General features: G+C 62.6%; 17 protein-coding genes, 1 pseudogene and 1 riboswitch. Of the genes and pseudogenes, 9 read left to right on the top strand and 9 right to left on the bottom strand.

Annotated features, from left to right (window positions below; all coding sequences use genetic code 11):
• Positions 1 to 91: 91 nt before the first annotated feature.
• The 5 genes and pseudogenes from CIT31_RS03170 to CIT31_RS03150 all read left to right on the top strand — a co-directional run bounded on the left by CIT31_RS03170 (position 92) and on the right by CIT31_RS03150 (position 5,421).
• The gene (locus CIT31_RS03170) at positions 92 to 1,258 is read left to right on the top strand and encodes a diphosphate--fructose-6-phosphate 1-phosphotransferase (protein WP_095517412.1); all 1,167 of its coding nucleotides are present in this window, start codon (positions 92 to 94) and stop codon (positions 1,256 to 1,258) included.
• 33 nt (positions 1,259 to 1,291) lie between these two features.
• The gene (locus CIT31_RS03165; protein WP_095517411.1) at positions 1,292 to 2,017 is read left to right on the top strand and encodes an MBL fold metallo-hydrolase; all 726 of its coding nucleotides are present in this window, start codon (positions 1,292 to 1,294) and stop codon (positions 2,015 to 2,017) included.
• Between the two features lie 409 nt (positions 2,018 to 2,426).
• A pseudogene (locus CIT31_RS03160) lies at positions 2,427 to 3,958 on the top strand (DegQ family serine endoprotease).
• Positions 3,959 to 4,066: 108 nt separating this feature from the next.
• Positions 4,067 to 4,678 (top strand): molybdopterin-dependent oxidoreductase, encoded by a 612-nt coding sequence (locus tag CIT31_RS03155; protein ID WP_095517706.1) that lies wholly within the window; start codon positions 4,067 to 4,069, stop codon positions 4,676 to 4,678.
• Positions 4,675 to 5,421, top strand: coding sequence for an FAD-binding oxidoreductase (locus CIT31_RS03150; protein ID WP_095517410.1), 747 nt, complete (start codon positions 4,675 to 4,677; stop codon positions 5,419 to 5,421). The genes CIT31_RS03155 and CIT31_RS03150 overlap by 4 nt, the downstream gene beginning before the upstream one ends.
• 117 nt (positions 5,422 to 5,538) lie before the next feature.
• Here CIT31_RS03150 and CIT31_RS03145 read toward each other — a convergent pair whose 3' ends face one another.
• Positions 5,539 to 6,654 (bottom strand): FAD-binding oxidoreductase, encoded by a 1,116-nt coding sequence (locus CIT31_RS03145; RefSeq protein ID WP_095517705.1) that lies wholly within the window; start codon positions 6,652 to 6,654, stop codon positions 5,539 to 5,541.
• Between the two features lie 23 nt (positions 6,655 to 6,677).
• Complete coding sequence (locus CIT31_RS03140) at positions 6,678 to 7,925, bottom strand: aromatic ring-hydroxylating oxygenase subunit alpha (RefSeq protein WP_095517409.1); 1,248 nt, start codon at positions 7,923 to 7,925, stop codon at positions 6,678 to 6,680.
• Positions 7,926 to 8,139: 214 nt separating this feature from the next.
• A riboswitch (cobalamin riboswitch) is annotated at positions 8,140 to 8,342 on the bottom strand.
• A gap of 520 nt (positions 8,343 to 8,862) precedes the next feature.
• Here CIT31_RS03140 and CIT31_RS03135 point away from each other — a divergent pair.
• From CIT31_RS03135 to CIT31_RS03125, 3 genes are all read left to right on the top strand, one after another.
• Entirely contained in the window at positions 8,863 to 9,069 is a 207-nt protein-coding gene (locus CIT31_RS03135) for a DUF680 domain-containing protein (protein WP_095517408.1), read from the top strand.
• A 90-nt stretch (positions 9,070 to 9,159) separates the two neighbouring features.
• Positions 9,160 to 9,384: a DUF680 domain-containing protein gene (locus tag CIT31_RS03130; protein ID WP_029347531.1), complete on the top strand. Its 225-nt coding sequence runs from the start codon at positions 9,160 to 9,162 to the stop codon at positions 9,382 to 9,384.
• 72 nt (positions 9,385 to 9,456) lie between these two features.
• On the top strand, positions 9,457 to 9,675 hold the full coding sequence (locus CIT31_RS03125; protein ID WP_095517407.1) for a DUF680 domain-containing protein: 219 nt from the start codon (positions 9,457 to 9,459) through the stop codon (positions 9,673 to 9,675).
• Positions 9,676 to 9,772: 97 nt separating this feature from the next.
• Here the strand turns inward: CIT31_RS03125 and CIT31_RS03120 are convergent, their stop codons facing one another.
• The 5 genes from CIT31_RS03120 to CIT31_RS03100 all read right to left on the bottom strand — a co-directional run bounded on the left by CIT31_RS03120 (position 9,773) and on the right by CIT31_RS03100 (position 16,345).
• Positions 9,773 to 10,885, bottom strand: a complete 1,113-nt coding sequence (locus CIT31_RS03120; RefSeq protein ID WP_065006610.1) for an ABC transporter ATP-binding protein — start codon at positions 10,883 to 10,885, stop codon at positions 9,773 to 9,775.
• Between the two features lie 24 nt (positions 10,886 to 10,909).
• The gene (bglA, locus tag CIT31_RS03115; protein WP_095517406.1) at positions 10,910 to 12,574 is read right to left on the bottom strand and encodes a beta-galactosidase BglA; all 1,665 of its coding nucleotides are present in this window, start codon (positions 12,572 to 12,574) and stop codon (positions 10,910 to 10,912) included.
• A 4-nt stretch (positions 12,575 to 12,578) separates the two neighbouring features.
• On the bottom strand, positions 12,579 to 13,733 hold the full coding sequence (locus tag CIT31_RS03110; RefSeq protein WP_095517405.1) for a carbohydrate ABC transporter permease: 1,155 nt from the start codon (positions 13,731 to 13,733) through the stop codon (positions 12,579 to 12,581).
• Position 13,734: 1 nt separating this feature from the next.
• Positions 13,735 to 14,748, bottom strand: coding sequence for a carbohydrate ABC transporter permease (locus CIT31_RS03105; RefSeq protein WP_065006607.1), 1,014 nt, complete (start codon positions 14,746 to 14,748; stop codon positions 13,735 to 13,737).
• A gap of 241 nt (positions 14,749 to 14,989) precedes the next feature.
• Positions 14,990 to 16,345 (bottom strand): ABC transporter substrate-binding protein, encoded by a 1,356-nt coding sequence (locus CIT31_RS03100; RefSeq protein WP_095517404.1) that lies wholly within the window; start codon positions 16,343 to 16,345, stop codon positions 14,990 to 14,992.
• A gap of 364 nt (positions 16,346 to 16,709) precedes the next feature.
• On the opposite strand from CIT31_RS03100, the gene CIT31_RS03095 reads away from it, so the two are divergent.
• Positions 16,710 to 17,732, top strand: a complete 1,023-nt coding sequence (locus CIT31_RS03095) for a substrate-binding domain-containing protein (protein WP_095517403.1) — start codon at positions 16,710 to 16,712, stop codon at positions 17,730 to 17,732.
• Between the two features lie 55 nt (positions 17,733 to 17,787).
• On the opposite strand, the gene CIT31_RS35670 is transcribed toward CIT31_RS03095, so the two are convergent.
• Together CIT31_RS35670 and CIT31_RS03090 are read right to left on the bottom strand one after the other, a co-directional pair.
• Positions 17,788 to 17,916 (bottom strand): hypothetical protein, encoded by a 129-nt coding sequence (locus CIT31_RS35670; RefSeq protein ID WP_280950300.1) that lies wholly within the window; start codon positions 17,914 to 17,916, stop codon positions 17,788 to 17,790.
• Between the two features lie 101 nt (positions 17,917 to 18,017).
• On the bottom strand, positions 18,018 to 18,857 hold the full coding sequence (locus CIT31_RS03090; protein WP_029347542.1) for an alkaline phosphatase family protein: 840 nt from the start codon (positions 18,855 to 18,857) through the stop codon (positions 18,018 to 18,020).
• Positions 18,858 to 18,862: the final 5 nt, after the last annotated feature.

Below are 18,862 nucleotides of genomic sequence, written 5' to 3'. Positions count from 1 at the left end.
GGGGCCGGCGCGGCCGCTCGACTCTCCCGTTGCGTGATCTCGCAAGACAGGCGAATGTGCCTGCAAAGCCACTGCTCGGGAGACGTGAAGCATGTCCGGAACTTTTGTGATCGCGCAAGGCGGCGGTCCGACCGCCGTTATCAACCAGACGATGGTGGGCGCTGCGCTCGAAATCCGCAAGCGGCATCCCGGCGCTAAGGTCCTGGGCTCGATCCATGGCGTGCGCGGTATTCGTGACGGCAACTATATCGATCTCTCAGCGATTCCAGAGGATCGGCTGCGGCTGATTGGGGCAACGCCGAGCGCCGCGCTTGGCTCGACGCGCGACAAGCCGGATGACGCCTATTGCGAGATCATCCTCAATGGTCTGAAGAAGGCCGGCGCCGACGCGTTCATCTATATCGGCGGCAACGATACGTCGGGCACGCAGCAGATCCTGACCGATGCCGCCGGCGGCAAGATAGCTTTCGTCCATGCGCCGAAAACCATCGACAACGATCTCGAGGAGAACGACCACACGCCCGGCTTCATTTCGGCAGCCGAGTTCGTCGCCGGCGCCTTCCTCTCGGTCGACCTCGACTTCCGGGCTCTGCCGGGTATCTATGTCGGCATCGTCATGGGGCGGCATGCCGGCTTCCTCACCGCCGCCGCTGCCGCATGGCAGCTTGCCCCCGACAGCGGCCCGCATCTCGTCTATGTGCCGGAGCGGCCGTTCTCGGCTGCGGCCTTCATCGACGACGTGCGCGCCACGCTCGACCGCCACAAGCGCTGCATCGTTGCCGTGTCCGAAGGCGTCAGCACCGCCGACGGCAAGGCACTGGTCGAAAGCCTAGTCCCGCCGGAGAAACTGGAGCGCGATGCGCACGGCAACGTCAAGCTGTCGGGCAGCGACCTGCCGGCCGCCCTCGAGCGCGCGCTAGCCGAAGGATTGCCGGGCAAGCGGGCGCGTGTCGATGCGCTCGGCTACATGCCGCGCGGCTATGTCGGCGCCATCAACGCCGTCGATGCGCAGGAAGCTTTCGACGCCGGCGTTTTTGCCGTCGCTGTCGCCGAACAGGGCGGCGGCTCGGTGGCGCTGCAATATGACGGCAAGAAAACCGTGCTGAAGAAGGTGCCGCTGAAAAACGTCGCCGGCAAGACCCGCCACATGCCCGCTGATTTCATGCTGCCGGAGGTCAACCAGCTCTCCGATGCAGGCATGGCCTATCTGAAGCGACTGGTTCCAGAAAAATACAAGGTTGGAAAACCGTTCGTCTGATGCCGGCCCTCTTCTGATGCCGGAAATCTTGTGATGCTTGACTGGTTCAGCAAGACGAAGGTCGACGCGGTTACAACCATGCTGACCGAGCCGTTCGTGCATGATTTCGTGCGCGCCAACATCTGGCATCTTCGCGGCCGCGACATCGACCTGCTTGTCGACACCGGCATGGGCATCCGCCCGCTGGCGCCGGAGATCGACACGCCGGCGGGCAAGCCGCTGCTCGTCGTCGCCACCCATATCCATCTCGACCATGTCGGCTCGCTGCACGAATTCCCGCTGCGGGCCGGGCCGAGACACAGCGCCGCGTATTTCAACAGCATGGATGACGCCGTCACCTACGCGCACATGTTCCACGATCTCGACGGCGCCGTCTCGAAGCTGCCGGCGCCCGGCTGGAAAGCCGCCGATTACAAGATTCCGCCGGCGTCGCTGACGCGAACACTTGACGAGGGCGACACGGTCGATCTCGGTGACCGGCTGTTCCGCGTGCTGCATCTGCCCGGCCATTCGCCCGATTCGATCGCGTTGTTCGACGAGGCCGACGGCCTGTTCTTCGCCGGCGACGCCATCTACGACGCGATGCTGATCGACAACCTGCCGGACTCCGACCGATCAGCCTATCGCCGGACGATGCAGCGGCTGCTCGATCTGCCGATCCGCATCGGTCATGGCGGCCACGGCCCGAGCTTCGACGCCAAACGGCTGCGCGAGATCGCCAACGGCTATCTCAGGCGGACAGACGGGATCGGCGCATAAGAGGCTTCGATGGCCGGCAGGACAGAGCCGGGAAGACATGCGAGCTCGTGATCCCTGTCGGCAATTTGTTCTTGCTTTGTGCCGGCAACTATGTTATCGATTTCCGCATGGTGCTGATCGCGCAAACAACCCGCCGCAAGGCGGGTTGTTTGTTTCAGGTCGGCGCTACTCCACTTCATCAAGGGTTCGACCCCAGCCATGCATCTGGCGAGCGGGTGACACCGACCCGATAAATTAAATCTTCGTAATATCATCTGGTAACCGCAATCGCCGCCCTAGATGCGGGGGCTGTCGATCCGGTCGGCTGCCTGCCAGGCGAGACAGGCAAGACGACCCTCGACACGCCGAATGGGCGATTCCCAACCGGAACGCCACGGTGCCCGACCAATTTCTCGCCCGGACAACGGCCATGTCACCCATCGACATTCTTCGCAGACATCGCGTCGCCGCCTGCTGGGCGCCGCACTGATTGTCAGCCCTTTCATCGTGCCCCTCGCCCCCAGACTGAATGGCGCTCTGGCAGAAACAGTGACCCCTCCCGTCACCGGGATGACGGTGCCCAATGGATCGTTTGCCCCGATCGTGGCGGCCGATAAACCGGCAGTGGTGACAATCACCACTGTCATGAAGGCACAGTCGGAGACCATGAGCGACGCTGCTCCGTTCGGCGACAACTCACCCTTCGACGACTATTTCCGCCAGTTCTTCGGCGACCAGGGACTGCCCGGACACCGCCGCCGCAGCAGGCGCCCCGCGCAGAGGCGCTCGGTTCCGGCTTCATCGTCGCCGCCGATGGCACCATCGTCACCAACAATCACGTCATCGACGGCGCCACGTCGATCAAGGTCACTCTCGACGACGGCACCGAACTTCCCGCCGAGCTGGTTGGTCGCGACGCCAAGAACGACCTCGCCGTCCTCAAGATCAAATCCGACAAGACTTTGCCGACCGTCAAATGGGGCGACTCCGACAAGCTCATGCCGGGCGACCAGGTGCTCGCTTTCGGCAACCCGTTCGGCCTCGGCACCACGGTTACATCCGGCATCGTCTCGGCGCGCGGCCGCGATCTGCACAGCGGGCCGTTTGACGATTTCATTCAGATCGACGCACCGATCAACCACGGCAATTCAGGCGGTCCGCTGATGGATGTGAGCGGCAACGTCGTCGGCATCAACACGGCAATCTTTTCGCCGAATGGCGGCAGCGTCGGCGTCGGCTTCGCCATCCCGTCGGACCAGGCGCAAAAGGTGGTCGCCAAGCTGATGAAGGGTGGCTCCATTCAATACGGCTATCTCGGCGTCCAGATTCAGCCGGTGACGCCCGATATGGCGAGCGCTGTCGGCCTCGATCAACCCAGTGGTGCGCTGGTTTCCGCGGTTACTGACGGCTCGCCGGCGGCAAAAGCCGGGATCGAGACCGGCGACGTCGTCACCAGCTTCGCCGGTCAGCAGATCAAGCATCCCAAGGGACCTTTCGCGTGCCGTTGCCGACGTCTCGCCGGGCGCCACGGAAACGCTCGATATCTGGCGCAAAGGGAAGACTGTCGAAATTTCCGTCGATGTCGGGCGCAATGGAGACGATGTGCAGACGGCATCGGTGGGCGGCGGACCAGAGGCACCGTCCGCACAGCCGGGCCTTCGTGCGCCTGCGATCGGCCTCGGTCTGATGGACGTCACCCCGGATGTCCGACAGGCGTTGAACCTGGCGCCCAACCAACGCGGCGCGCTGGTTGAGAGTGTCAATCCCGACAAGCCGGCCTCGGCTTCCGGTATCCAGCCCGGCGACATCATCGTCGCCGTCAATCAGGCGACGGTGCGGGACGCCAGGCAGGCAGACCAGGCGATCGCGCAGGCCGGAAAGGCTGGCAAAAAGTCCGTGCTCCTGCTCGTCGAACGCGGCGACGCGCAGATGTTCGTCGCCGTGCCCTTCGCTAATGGCTGAGGCGGCGCATTGCCGCGAGGTCGCGGCCAAGATTCTGGTTGCCCGCCAGAGCATCTTCGAGAAGACTGGTGAAGGCCGACAGATGGCCTGATGCACACGGATGTTTCGATGGTCACCCGCGGCTTCTCTTCAGGACGAAAGCCCCCGACGGATGCGGATGCGCGCATTCCGCCGGGGCAGTATCTCGAGCAAGGGTTCCCGGTGCTGTCGGCCGGGCCGACGCCGCGCGTGCGCACCGAGGAGTGGTCGTTCACGCTCAAGCACGGGCCGCGGCCGGTCAAGAAGTGGAGTTGGACAGAGTTCAACGCGCTGCCGTTGACCAAGATGACCCGCGACATCCATTGCGTGACCGCATGGACCAAGTTCGACACAGCGTGGCAGGGCGTGCTGGTCGACGATATTCTGGCGGATGCCGGCATTGAGCCACTGAGCCCCTTCACTCTGGCGCTGTCCTTCGACGGCTACACCACCAACGTGCCGACGAAGGATCTCACCGCCGGCAAGGCGATGGTGGCGCTGCTTTACGAAGGCAAGCCGATCACGCCGGACCATGGCGGCCCGGCGCGGCTGCTGGTTCCGCATCTCTATTTCTGGAAATCGGCCAAATGGCTGAACGGGCTGCAGTTCACCGAGCGCGACGAGCCCGGGTTCTGGGAGTTGCGCGGCTATCACATCTATGGCGACCCGTGGCGCGAGCAGCGCTATACGGGCGATCCATGAGCGACGGGCCGGCGGCGCAGTCGCCCTGGCAGACCGTCACCATCCGACGCATCGAAAAGCGTACGCCGCGCGTCACCAGTTTCTTCTTCAAGCTGTCGCGACCCTTTGCCCATCAAGCCGGGCAACATGTCGATGTCAGGCTGACGGCGCCGGACGGCTATCAGGCGCGTCGCTCCTACTCGATCGCCTCGGGGCCGGAAGCCGGCGAGATGATCGAACTGGCGATCGAAAGGCTCGATGATGGCGAGGTCTCGCCGTTCTTCCACGATATCGCGGCTGTTGGCGACGAGGTCGAATTGCGCGGACCGCTCGGCGGCCACTTCGTCTGGTACGACGGCGACGGCGGACCGCTTCTGCTGGTCGGCGGCGGGTCCGGCGTGGTTCCGCTGATGGCGATGATCCGCCATCGCGCGGCGCGCAGATCGGCGGTGCCCGTGGCACTGGTGTTTTCCGCACGGGTCTGGGACGAGGTGATCTTTCGCGACGAGTTGATCGGCCTCAACGATCGTCGCGACGGCTTCGATCTGGTGCTGACGCTGACCCGCGAGGCCGCCCGGCGCCCAGCGGACTATTCGCGGCGGGTCGATGCCGCGATGATAGAGCAATCGATGGTGCGGCTGCCCGCGCCGCCCAGGTTCGCCTTTGTCTGCGGCTCGAATGCCTTCGTGTCGGCCGCCGCTCAGGCGCTGATCGATGCCGGCGTTCCGGCAGGCCTCATCCGCACCGAGCGTTACGGGGTTTAATGCATGTCGCGCAAAAGTGTGCAGCGGTTTTGCGATTACGACATGCATAGAAAACGACAACGTAAAGCGCGTCGCATAAGGCCGGCCAAACGCGACGCGCCTTAGCCGCCTCGCCGGTCAGGCGTCGATTTCGAGCGCCGTCAGTGGCTTCGAACAGCAGGCAAGGATGAAGCCGTCGTCGATCTCGTGATCGAGGATGCCGCCATTGTGGCTCATCTCGACTGTGCCCGAGACCTTTTTCACCTTGCAGGTTCCACACAGGCCGAACTCGCAAGCCGCTGGGATGCGCACGCCCGAAGCGCGCGCCGTCTGCAGCACGGTCTGGCCGGCAACGCAGTCGGCATCGACATCCGAAAGCGAAAAGCGGATCGGCGTTGCGGCCTCGGCAGGTGTCTCGACCCCGCCCTCTGCCGGCCCACCCTTTGCCGGTGATGTGAACGGGGCCAGTATTTCCTCCACCACTGGGGCCGCAAAGCTCTCCTGATGATAGTTGGCCATGTCGAATCCGGCCGCCTCAAGCATCTGCCGCACGGCGCGCATGAACGGGTCGGGACCACAGCAGAAAATTTCGCGCTCGCGAAAATCGGGCGCCAGCAGCGGCAGCCGTATCGCGTCGATCCGGCCCATATGGCCGAACCAGCCCTCGCGGCTGGAGCGCTCCTCGATCATGAAGCCAAGCGTTAGGCCCGGCATGCGGCTGCCAAGCAGTTCGAGCTCCTTGCGGAAGATGATCTCCTCGGGCTTTCGTGCGCAGTTGACGAAGCCGACATCTGTCCATGGCGCGCAGTCGTTCAGCCAGCGCAGCATTGACATCATCGGCGTCACGCCGGAGCCGGCCGAAATGAACAGATACTTGGCCGCGGGGTGGCTGTGCAGCGAAAAGTCGCCGGTCGGTCCATAGGCTTTCACGTGAACGCCGGGTTTTAGATTGTCGAACATCCAGCGTGTGCCGAGGCTGCCGGCCTGCGCTTTCACCGTCACCGCGATCGAGAAAGGCCGCGACGGCGAGGACGACAGCGTATAGGTCCGCATCAGCGGGCCCTCAGTGGTCGGCAGTTCCAGCGTCACGAACTGCCCCGGTCTGTAGCGGAACCAGGTCTGGTTGTCGGAGCGGAAGGTGAAGGTCTTCACGTCAGGCGCCTCGTCGCTGACGCCGATCACTTCCAGCACCTGAAGCCTGTCGTTCCAGGGCGCCATCTCGTCGAGATGGCGGTAGAGCCCGAGATCCGTCATCGCATTCATACCCTTGACCTTTCTCAGGCGACGCTGCGCAACGCCGGCCGGCCGTCTTCGGCAAGGCGCGGCCCGATGAAGGAGGCGTACCATTCGACGAACTGGATGACGCCGCCCTCATGCAGTTCAGAATAGGGGCCGGGCTCATAGGCCGGCGACAGGATGCCGAAGGCGTTTTCCTCGACGATGCGGCGGTCCTGATCGTTGGTCTCGGTCCAGACATGGGTGAGTTCGGCGAGATCGTAATCGACGCCTTCGACCGCGTCCTTGTGGACGAGCCATTTGGTGGTGACGGCCGTTTCCGTGGCGCTGATCGGCAGCACGCGGAAGGTGACGGCATGGTCGCCGAGGATGTGGTTCCAGGTCGTCGGATAGTGATAGAGCAGCAGCGAGCCGATGCGCTCGGTCGAAACGCTGTCGGAAAGGTTCTTCTTCACCGCGCGTCTTCCCGTCATCGTGTAGCTGACGGCATCGCGCAGCAGCGGCGCGCGGGTGGCACGATATTGCCCGGCCGGATCGATGCGGAACTTGCTCGGCAAGCCCGCCGCCTCGCATTTCGCCCAGTGCGCGAGCATCTCCGGATCGCTATCGGCTCCCTGCACGCCAGTCACGGTCGGCGCTTCCGGGAATGTCTTGCACAGTTCCGGGTGGTTGCCGGCGCAATGGTAGCACTCGCGGTTGTTTTCCCAGACGAGCTTCCAGTTGCCCTTCTCGACGATGGTCGATTCGAAGGCGATTTTTGCGTCGCGCAGCCGGTGCGGCAGGAGGTAAGGCTCGATCATGGCGCGCATCGGCGCGAAATCGGCGGGCTCCTTGGCCAAGCAGATGAAGATGTAGCCGCCAACGCTTTCGCAAGCCACCGGCTTCAGGCTGAACTGGCTCTTGTCGAAGCCGTCCGCCATCTGCCTTGCGAACAAAAGCCGGCCATCCAGCTCGTAGGTCCACTGGTGATAGGGGCAGACGAGCTTCGCCGCCGTGCCTTTGTCGGCGTTGCAGACGCGGCTGCCGCGATGCCGGCAGGAATTGTGGAAGGCATTGATCCTGCCTTGCTGGTCGCGGACCAGCACGACCGGATAGTCGCCTATCTGGGCAGTGATGTAGCTGCCCGGCTTCGGCAACTCGCAATCGTGGCCGATGAACAGCCAGTCGCGATACCAGATCAGCTCCATGTCGAGCTTGAAGAAATCAGCATCGGTATAGAAGGGCTGCTCGAGCGAATAGCCTGCCCTGCGGCCGTGCAAGAGCCTCAGCATGTCGTTGCGCGCATCCATGTCCTGTCCTTATAGCCGTCGCATCGGCCCGAAATCGGAATCGATTTCGGAAAGCACGATGCGCAATTCAAAGTCTTGGGGCGTGTTTTGTGCGTCCAAATGGACGCACGTCGCTCCAAAGACTGAACTGGTGGTGATGGAGGAAGGATCACTCGCAGGCCGGCGACAGGCCAGACATGCATCATCCACCTCTTGACCGCCCACCGCGATCAGTCGTGTCTAGAAATCTCGGGCTGGTTTCCGGGCTCTGGAGTGTCCTTGCGGACTCGTCGCGACACCTTCCCAGGCTTGTGGCCCAGTGGTCTCCCGTTGCGACTTGAACTCCACCACCGTTGCGGGGGCAGCGCCGGGTTCTGACCGGCTTCCCAATTCTCCGCTTCGTCGTCACCAAGCGGCACCTGAGTTGGCGTGATCTAATCATGACGGCTGGCTGACTGTCGGCATGAAAGCGACATCGTATCCATGCGGCGCGACACGGCGGCGAAACCCTGTGGGCCGGGATTTGAGGGGGATGAATTTGCACCCGGCTGCGAGCGCTGCCGGTTCTGAAAGCACGCCGGATTTAACCATTGCAGGGCGCCTAAATGGTTAACGATTCGACAACAACTCAGCACCGGCTTTTTAAGCCGCTTCTAAAATCGAACCGAACGGTTCGTTTCTGTTGACAATGCGTGCATGACGCTGTGAACGCAGGTCCGGCAATTCGTCAAATGGTCGAGTGGCGCCTTTGGCATAAACCTCTGAAACAAAACATAAAATAACACTACTGGAAGCATCTGGTACAATTTCAAGGTGTAGATTCTTGGTCCACACGGAACAACTTAGTGATTGGAATCCGCCGAATGGCCTTCCCACATCGGGGCTGTCCGAACGACGCGAATTCCTCCCAAGACACGCCGCTAGACGGACGGAAAATTAAGATACTGGAGTACCAAAAATGAAAAAGATTGCTCTTACTGCCGTCGCCGTTCTGGCCATCACCGGCAGCGCCTTTGCTGGCAGCGACCATTATGGGTCCAACGGCGCCAACCAGCCGGCCGCTGCGGTCGACAACAGCTCGTACACGGCTTCCATTCAGAAGCCGCCTCACGCTGAAAAGCCCGTTGTCCACGGCGCTGACCGCAACCTCTTCGGCAACAATTAACAGCTGATCCCAAACAGCAGAGCGGCGTTGTCTTTCATAAAGACCGCGGCCGCCGCGCTGAGGGGATACGACTATTCAGGAGTACTAGAAATGAAGAAGATCATTCTTGCCGCCGCCGCCATTCTGGCCGTCTCCGGCAGCGCTTTTGCCGGCAGCGACAATTTTGGATCGAACGGCGCCAACCAGCCGGCCGCTGCGGTCGACAACAGCTCGTACACGGCTTCGATTCAGAATTCGGCTTCGGCGCAGAAGCCGGTTCCGGCTGACGAGAAGCCCGTCCACGGCAGCGACCGTAACCTCTTCGGCAACAACTAGTGTCGAGCCCAACAGCAGCGGCGGCATTTGCCCGCCGCGCTGGTGGAACACGAAAAATCCAGGAGTACTGAAATGACGAAGATTGTTCTTGCGACCGCCGCCGTTCTGGCCGTCGCCGGCAGCGCATTTGCCGGTAGCGACAATTATGGATCGAACGGCGCCAACCAACCGGCCGTTGCGGTCGACAGCTCGTACACGGCTTCGACCCAGAATTCGGCCCCGGCGCAGAATCCGGTTCCGGCTGACGAGAAGCCTGTCCACGGCAGCGACCGCAACCTGTTCGGCCGCTAACAGCGACCTGAGCGCACAAGAGCGGCGGGCTTTTGCCCGCCGCTCTTGTTTTTTGCCTTCGCCAAACTGCCTGTATCCAGCAGTTAGGCCGCCAGCCTCAGGCTGCCCTTGCTTCCGCTTTGTGGAGTGTGAAGGAATGTCCGTCGGCATCGAAAATATGCAGGTCGCCGGCATCGGCATTCAACCGCAGCGCAGCACCCCGCTTGACCTCGACATTGCCGGGCAGCTTGGTCACCAGCGGCAGTTCGGAGCGGCCGATGTCGACATAGACGAGCTGAACCTCGCCGAGCTGCTCGACATAGTCCACCGTTCCCTCGAAAAGATAATCCGTCCCGGTGGCGATCATCAGATCCTCCGGCCGCACGCCGAAGCTCACCGAAGCGCCCTTCACTGACGCTGGCGTGGCGATCGGCACCGTCGCCTTGCGCCCGCCGACATGACTGACGACGGTCGGGTCGCCTGATTTGTCGATCGTCGCCGGCAGGATGTTCATTGCCGGCGAGCCGATGAACTGAGCAACGAACAGATTGCCGGGTTTCTTGTAGAGATCCATCGGCGTGCCGACCTGCTCGATATGGCCCTCCTTGAGCACCACGATGCGGTCCGCCAGCGTCATCGCCTCCACCTGGTCGTGGGTGACGTAGATCATCGTTGTAGCCGGCATCGACTCCTTGAGCTTGGCGATCTCGATGCGGGTGGCGACTCGCAGTGCCGCGTCGAGGTTCGACAGCGGCTCGTCGAACAGGAAAACCTTCGGGTTGCGCACGATGGCGCGGCCGATGGCGACGCGCTGGCGCTGGCCGCCCGACATCGCCTTGGGCAGGCGGTCGAGATATTTTGTCAGCTGCAGGATTTCCGCGGCCTGGCGCACTCGCTTGTCGATCTCTGCCTTGCTCTCCTTGCCGATCTTCATAGAGAACGCCATGTTGTCGTAGACGGTCATGTGCGGATAGAGCGCATAGGACTGGAACACCATGGCGATGCCCCGCTTCGACGGCGGCACGTCGTTGACCACCTCGCCGTCGATCCTGAGCTCCCCGGAGGTGATTTCCTCAAGCCCGGCGATGGACCGCAGCAAGGTCGACTTGCCACAGCCGGAAGGGCCGACGAAGACGATGAACTCGCCCGACTTTATGTCGAGGTCGATGCCGTGGAGAATGTTAAGATTGCCGTATGATTTCTTCACTTGCCTTAGCGTGACATCGGCCATGATTCCCTCCAGTGAATACCAAATTCAGTTGACACGCCCGAACCAGGCGCCGTAGCCGCCGAGGCGGATAGAGCCGACGCCAGTCTGTCCCGAAAACCCGTGCCCCGGCAAGGGTTGCAGCGAGCGTCCGCCGAGATCGATTTCGGCCGGTCGGCTGCCGAGATTGAAGGCGCAGACGATCTGCTCGTTGCCCTCGCGGCGCGTGAAGGCGACCGTATCGCCTTGGCTTTCGATGAAGTCTATTTCGCCCTTGGCCAGCGCCGGATGCAAACGGCGGAAAGCGAGAAAGCACCGGTAGTGTTCGAGCAGCGAGCTGTCGTCGCCCTGCTGCACATCGACCGCTTGCGAAAGGTGCTTAACGGGCACGGGCAGCCAGGGCCTCGCCTTGGAGAAGCCGCCATTGCCGTCGGCGCCATTCCAGACCATCGGCGTGCGGCAGCCGTCGCGGCCCTTGAACTCCGGCCAGAAGCGGATGCCGTAGGGGTCCTGCAGGTCCTCGAATTGCAATTCCGCTTCGCCAAGGCCAAGTTCCTCGCCCTGATAGATGCAGACCGAACCGCGCAGCGACATCAGCAGCGCCGAGATCACCTTGAGATAAGCGGTCTGGTCGGCCTCGCCCGCCGCCCAGCGGGAGGCAGTGCGCATCACGTCATGGTTGGAGAAGGCCCAGCACGACCAGCCGTCGCTGGCAACCTTGCCGAAGGCTTCCAGCACCGAACGCACCTTTGCCGCGCTGATCTTTTCGGGCGCCAGGAAGTCGAACGAATAGCACATGTGCACGCGCTTGCTGCCGGCGGTATAGGCCGCCACCACCTCGAGCCCGCGCTGCGAATCGCCGACTTCGCCGACCGCCGCCGTCGCCGGATATTCGTCGAGCAGCGCGCGGAAGCGTTCGAGGAAGCCGAGATTTTCGGGGCGGCTCTTGTCGTAGAGATGGTCCTGGTAGTTGTAAGGGTTGACGGAAGGAGCGGTCTGGTCGTTGCGCTCTTCGGGCGGCAGCGGCGGATTGTCCTCCAGGCCCTGGCTGTGGAAGTAGAAATTGATTGTGTCGAGGCGGAAGCCGTCGACGCCGCGCTCCAGCCAGAAGCGGGTGACATCGAGCAGCGCATCCTGGACCGCGCGGCTGTGGAAGTTGAGATCGGGCTGCTCGGCCAGGAAATTATGCAGGTAATATTGCTGGCGGCTGGTGTCCCACTGCCAGGCCGAGCCGCCGAAGATCGACAGCCAGTTGTTGGGTGGCGTGCCGTCGGGCTTGGCGTCGGCCCAGACATACCAGTCCGCCTTCGGGTTGGTGCGGCTCGAGCGGCTTTCCCTAAACCACGGATGGATGTCGGCGGTATGCGACAGCACCTCGTCGATCATCACCTTGAGCCCGAGCCTGTGCGCCTCGGCGGTCAGGGCATCGAAATCGGCCAGCGTGCCGAACATCGGATCGACGTCGCAATAGTCTGACACGTCGTAGCCGAAATCCTTCATCGGCGACTTGAAGAACGGCGAGATCCAGATGGCATCGACGCCGAGCGCCGCGATATAGGGCAGCCTGCGGATGATGCCCCTGAGGTCGCCGATGCCGTCGCCGTTCGAATCCTGATAGCTGCGCGGATAGATCTGGTAGATCACGGCACCTCGCCACCAGTCGCGGTCGACGGCGAGGTCGGGGCTCAACGTTGCTTTCACAGCGGATTGCATGATCTCAACCCCCTTTGACCGAGCCGGCGAGCAGCCCGCGGACGAAATAGCGCTGCAGCGAAAAGAACACGATCAGCGGCACGACAATGGTGATGAAAGCCGATGTCGTCAGGATCTCCCAGTCGCCGCCGCGCGAGCCGAGCAACGCGTTGAGCTTGGCGGTCAGCACGATCTGGTCGCCCTCGGTGCCGAGGAAAACCATCGCGACCAGCAGATCGTTCCACACCCACAGGAACTGGAAGATGGCGAAGGAGGCCAGCACCGGGAACGACAGCGGCAGCACGATCTTGACGAAGATCTCGAAATCGCTGGCGCCGTCGATGCGCGCCGACTCCATGATTTCGCGCGGCAGGCCGGCAATGTAGCTTCTGAGGAGATAGATGGCGAAGGGCAGGCCGAAGCCGGTATGCGCCAGCCAGATGCCGAGATAGGTTTTCGACGGCACGCCGAAGAAGCTGCCGACGCCGTTGTAAAGCTTCAGCAGCGGGATCAGCGACATCTGCAGCGGCACGACCAAGAGGCCGATGATCACCGCGATGAGCAACGCCCGGCCGGGAAAGCGCATCCAGGCCAGCGCATAGGCCGCGAACGCCGCGATCAGGATCGGGATGACCGTCGCCGGAATGGTGACGGTCAGCGAATTCATGAAGGAGCGGCCGATACCTTCCGAAAACAGCACCGTATTGTAATTTTCGGTGGTGAATTTCGGCGGCGCCGACGAGGCGTAGTAGACGCGCTGGCCGCGCTCGCCCTCAAAGGGCTTCGTTGAGGTCATGACGAATCTGCCGTCGGCGTTGAGCTGCAAGGTCTCGCCGTCGCCGAGATCGGCTGTCGTGCCGGCGGGATATTGCGTCGGCGCCGACGACTTGACGCCGAAGGCGCTGATGTCGCGGGCCGGAGCGTCGCCGAAGATGTTGCCCTCGAGGACGAACTTGCCGTCCTTCTCGACTTGCGCCGAGGCGGGTGGCAGCCGGCCCGCTTCCGTCTGGGTGGAACTGGCGAACGAGTTCCACCAGCCCGAGGCGATGATCTGATCCTTGTCGCGCAGCGACGAGACGAGAATGCCGAGCGTCGGCACGGTCCAGATCGCGACGAAGATGAAGACAGCGATATGGACGCCGAAACGGCTGGCAAAGGACTTTCCGGTCGCCACGGCCATCTCAATGTCCTCCCGTCTCTTTGTTCGCCTGGCGGATGTTCCAGACCATGATCGGAATGACCGCGATCATGATGATGATGGCGATGGTGGCGCCGCGGCCGAAATCGCCGCCGCCGCGGAACATCCAGTCGAACATCAGATTGGCCAGCACCTGGCTGTTCCATTGGCCGTTGGTCATGGTCAGCACGATGTCGAACACCTTCAGCACCAGGATGGTGATGGTGGTCCAGACGACGGCGATCGTGCCCCAGATCTGCGGCACCATGATCTTCCAGAAGATCTGGAACGGATTGGCGCCGTCGATGACGGCCGCTTCCAGCGTCTCTTCGGGAATACCCCGCAAGGCCGAGGACAGGATGACCATGGCAAAGCCGGTCTGGATCCAGATCAGGATGATCATCAGGAAGAAATTGTTCCAGAACGGCAGCGATATCCAGACCTGCGGCTGGCCGCCGAAATACTGGATGATGGCGTTGAGCAGGCCGATCTGCGTCTGGCCGGCGCCGCGATACTCGTAGATGAATTTCCAGATGACGCTGGCACCGACGAAGGAGATGGCCAGCGGCAGGAAGATGAGGCTCTTGGCGATGGTGCCCCACCAGATCTTGTCGGTGAGGACGGCGATGATCAGCCCGAGGAACGTGCAGGCGGCCGGCACCACCGCCAGCCACATGATGTTGTTGAGGATGGAAGTGCGGAACTCGCGGTCGCCGAACGCCCATTCATAATTGGCGAAGCCGACGAAGTTGGCGCCACCGCGATCGAGGAACGACAGCCTGAGCGTCTCCACGACTGGGTAGATCAGGTAGATGGTGAGGATGATCATGGCCGGGCCGACGAACAGCCACGGCCGGATCATCCCCTGCCGGCGCAGATTGTCGATGGCCGCAGCACCTGCAACACCGCGCGACGGAAAGATGATGTCCACCAGCTTGTTGGCGCCCCAGAAATAGGCGACGCAGCCGCCGACGCCGACGATGATGACGAATATGGCCGAGAAAATCTGAGCCGCCACGGGTCCCTCCCTCTGCGCATGATCCGCCAGTCGAGAATGGCTTTGGCGACCGGATCATGCGCCGATTCAGTTGTTTGGAACGCGACCGGATGCAAGGCGGGGTTCTAGTCTTGCTGGTCGCGCGTCATGCCGGAATGTGCTCATAAACAAAGATTGCTGCGGCGCGGGCCGCCGGTCGGATCCGGGCCACTGAGCCCCGGATCCATTCAGGATCGGCAGTCCGCACGTCAGCCGGGACCGCCTACTTGATCGCGTCCCAGCTCTTCTGGATGTCAGTGGCGACATCCTGGGCGGACTTGCCGCCGACGAGATCGATCATGCCGGTCCAGAAGGCGCCGGCGCCGATCTTGCCCGGCATCAGGTCGGACCCGTCGAACCGGAAGGTCGAGGCCTCGGCAAGGATTTCGCCCTGCTTCTTCAGCGCGTCGCTGGCATAGGCCTCCTTGTTGACCGACTTGAACGGCGTCACGAAACCGCCCTGGGCCATCCAGATCTCATGGGCGAGCGGCATCTTCAGGAATTCGATGAACGCGCGGGCACTCTTGCTATCCTTGGTGATCATGGCCAGCGTGCCGGCGCCGAGCACCGGGGTGCCGAGGTCGGGCTTGGAAGCGTAAGGTGGGAAGTAGAAGAAGTCGGCGTCCTGGCCGATCTCAGTGCCTTCCGGGAAGAAGGTCGGGATGAACGACGCCTGATGGTGCAAATAGCATTTCGGCGGCACCGAGAACAGGCCTTTCGGGCTGTCGCGGAAGTCGGTCGCCGCCACCGCCTTGGCGCCGCCGTCGACCATCTTGTCATCGGTCGCGATCTTGCCGAAAATGTCGATGGCGTTGACCACCGCGGGATCGTTGAATGGGATCTCGTTCTTCACCCACTTGTCGTAGGTCTCGGGCGTCTGCGTGCGCAGCATGATGTCCTCGACCCAGTCGGTCGCCGGCCAGCCGGTGGCGCCGCCCGAACCGAGCCCGATGCACCATGGCGTGCCGCCGTCGGCGATGATCTTCTTTTCAAGCTCGGCGAGCTCTTCCTGCGTCCTCGGCACCTCGTAATTGGCTTCCTCGAAATTGTCCGGCGAGTACCAGACCAGCGATTTCACGTCGGCCTTGTAGGGGAAGGCGAAGAAGCCCGGCTTGCCGTCCTTGTCGTTGAAGGTGCCGAGATCGACCCATGACTGGCCGGCGCCGTAATTGTCCTTGATCCAGTTGGCGGTGTCGTCGCCGAGCGGCGTCAGCAGGCCCTTGGACGCCAGATCCTGGATTAGGCCCGGCTGCGGCAGCACCGCGATGTTGGGCGGGCTGCCGGCCTGCGTGTCGATGACGATCTGCTGCTCGTAATTTTCCGACGACGAGTATTTGATCTCAGCGCCGGTGGCCTCCGAGAAATAGTCGAGAACGGTGCGCACAAGGCCCTCGTCCTCGCCGCGCCATGGCCCGAAGATCGATAGCGTCTCGCCCTTGAGGTCGACCTTCTTGAGCTCTTCGTAGTTTGCCCAGTTGAAACGGGGGTCCTCACCCGGCTTGAACTTCAGTTCGGCTTGCGCCGGTGCGCCCAGGGCGAGCGTGACAAAAGCGGCGCTCAGCAGAAGCATTTTCGTCATAGGTATTCCCTCCCAGTGGTGACAAACACCGGACGGAACCTCCATTCCGTCCGCCGACGCCGTAGGACTGTGACTCAGTCGGAAAGGAACCGCAACCTTTCGAAGAGTCTTCCAAAGCGCTTTGGTTCTTTTCGATCACGCCACTGAATGGATCAGAAGTCAAGAGGGATATAAGCTAATCGATTTAATTCTGCCGATATAAGGAGCAACTAAATGCGATGCAGAAGGCTTTTTTGGCGCGCCAGCAGCAAATTTTGCTTCAAACCGGTCAGAAACAGTGCTTATGGTCTTAAATGCAGCAGCGCTTGCCGTGGCGGGGCCGACAGTCCATAGTTAAAAGCGCTTTGAGGCTTGGAGGCCTCCGGTGAACCTCAAACAGCTTTCCCACATGCTGGCGCTTTCGCAGACAACGGTAAGCCGTGCGCTCAACGGCTACCCGGAAGTCAACGAGGAAACGCGCCGGCGGGTGATCGACGCCGCCAAGCGCCACGGCTACCGCCCCAACCCGAGCGCGCGCCGGCTGGCGACCGGCAAGACCGGGATGATCGGTTATGTCTTGCCGACCGGGACGACCGTCGACATCGACCCGCATTTCGTCGAATTCCTGTCCGGTCTCGGCGACTACGCCCGTTCGCACGAACTCGACCTGGTGCTGTCCCCGGCCGATGCCGACGACCAGGAGACGACCTACCGGCGCATCGTCGCCAACCGGCAGGTCGACGCCGTCTACATCTCATCGCCGAGGCCGGCCGACCGGCGGGTGGCGCTGGTCAGCACGCTCGGCATCCCCTTCATCGTCCATGGCCGCAGCGAAGGGCTCGATTTCGACTACCCCTACACCGACATCGACAATGAGGGCGCCTTCCACGAGGCGGCTCGGCTGCTCGTCCAGCTCGGTCACCGGCGGCTGGCGCTGATCAACGGCGACGACCGCGAGACCTTCGCCATTCACCGCGAGCGTGGCGTGCGCCGGGCGCTGGCGGCGAGCGGTCTGGCCCTAGGCGAAGGCCATGTCTGTTCCCTCGCCATGACCGAGGAGAACGGCTACCGCGCCGCCAGACGGCTGCTCGAGCGCAGCGATGCGCCGACCGCGATCGCCTGCTCCAGCCTGATCATGGCGCTCGGCGTCGTGCGGGCGGCGCGCGATCTCGGCCTGACTATCCCCGGCGACCTGTCGCTGATCGCCCATGACGACGTCTTCCCCTGGCTGAAGCCGGAAAATTTTTCGGTGCCGTTATCGACGACGCGTTCGCCGATCCGTTTGGCCGGCGCGCGCGTCGCCGAGCGGCTAGCGGCGCGGATTTCCGGATTGGAGGAGGGCGCCCGCGGCGAAGTCTGGCCGGTCGATCTGGTGGTAAGGGGATCGGTCGCCGGAGCCCGGGCCTAGCGCACTGGTTTCGGCTCGACCTGACCTGAATCAACATAACCCCAAAGCGCCAGAGCTATACCATCGCAGCCTCGGCCGCCTTGGTGACCAGCAGGCCGTAGTCGAAATCTTTGTCCCTGCCCTTGGGGCCGAAATTCTCGGCCGTGGCGCTTCTGTCTGCGCTGATCGGCGCAAAATGGTTCACCACTTCCGCCCAGGATTTTTCCGGAGCCTAGCCGAAGAGCGGCAACGTTGCCAAAGGCGCGCAAATTCTTTTCGCACAAGGGGGAGAAGTGGAGACGCGCATCAGTCGAGGAACGGCTTGGCCTTCATTGTCGCGGGCACCGGCACGCCAAGGCGCGCAAGCACCGTCGGCGCAAGCTGCAGCTGGTCGAGCAGCGTATCGGCCTCCGGACCCTTGCCCTGTCCGAAATAATACAGAGCAAAATCCTGCATATCGTCGTCATGGCCGCCATGATGGCCGCGATCGGTCTGGCCGTGATCGGCGGTGACGATCACCTCGTAGCCGGCTTCCCGCCAGCGCGGCAGGAAGGTGGCCAGCATGCCGTCCATCGCATAAACGGCATGGTCCATCTCGTGGCAGTCGTGGCCGAAGCGGTGGCCCATCGAGTCCAGTGTGCAGGTATGCAGGATGCCGTAGTCGATGCCGTGGCGCCTGGTCAGCATGGTCAGCGTCGCGAACAGGTCGATGTCGCTCGGCGTCATCTGGTTGCGGGCGTTGTAGCCGGTCATCGTGTGGAAACGGCCATACGTGATCGGCCCGCCCGGCTCGTCGAATTCCATATCCTCGACCAGATCGAAAGGATAGGCCCGGAAGAATTCGGACCAGTAGGAATGGGTGACCGCGCCGGTCTTGCCACCGGCCTTGCTGACCTCGGAGAAGATATCCGGTTGCTCGACGCGAAACCGGTTCTCGTTGGTCAGGATACCATGCACCTGCGGCGCCACGCCGGTGTGGATCGAGGCATAGCAGCAGGCCGAGGTCGACGGCAGCACGGAACGCATCTTCCAGATGCGCGCTTCGCCCGATTGCACCCAGCCTTCGAGATTGCCCATCAGCCGGCGCCAGTTGCGGTAAGGCACGCCGTCGAGGATGATCAGCAGAAGTTTTGTCGTCAGCGCCACGGGGT

It is taken from the genome of Mesorhizobium wenxiniae (genome assembly GCF_002284535.1).
In the GTDB taxonomy this organism is placed as follows: Bacteria; Pseudomonadota; Alphaproteobacteria; order Rhizobiales; family Rhizobiaceae; genus Mesorhizobium; species Mesorhizobium wenxiniae.
The sequence above is the reverse complement of the archived record's forward strand: the minus strand, read 5'-3'. Positions and strand labels throughout refer to the sequence as shown.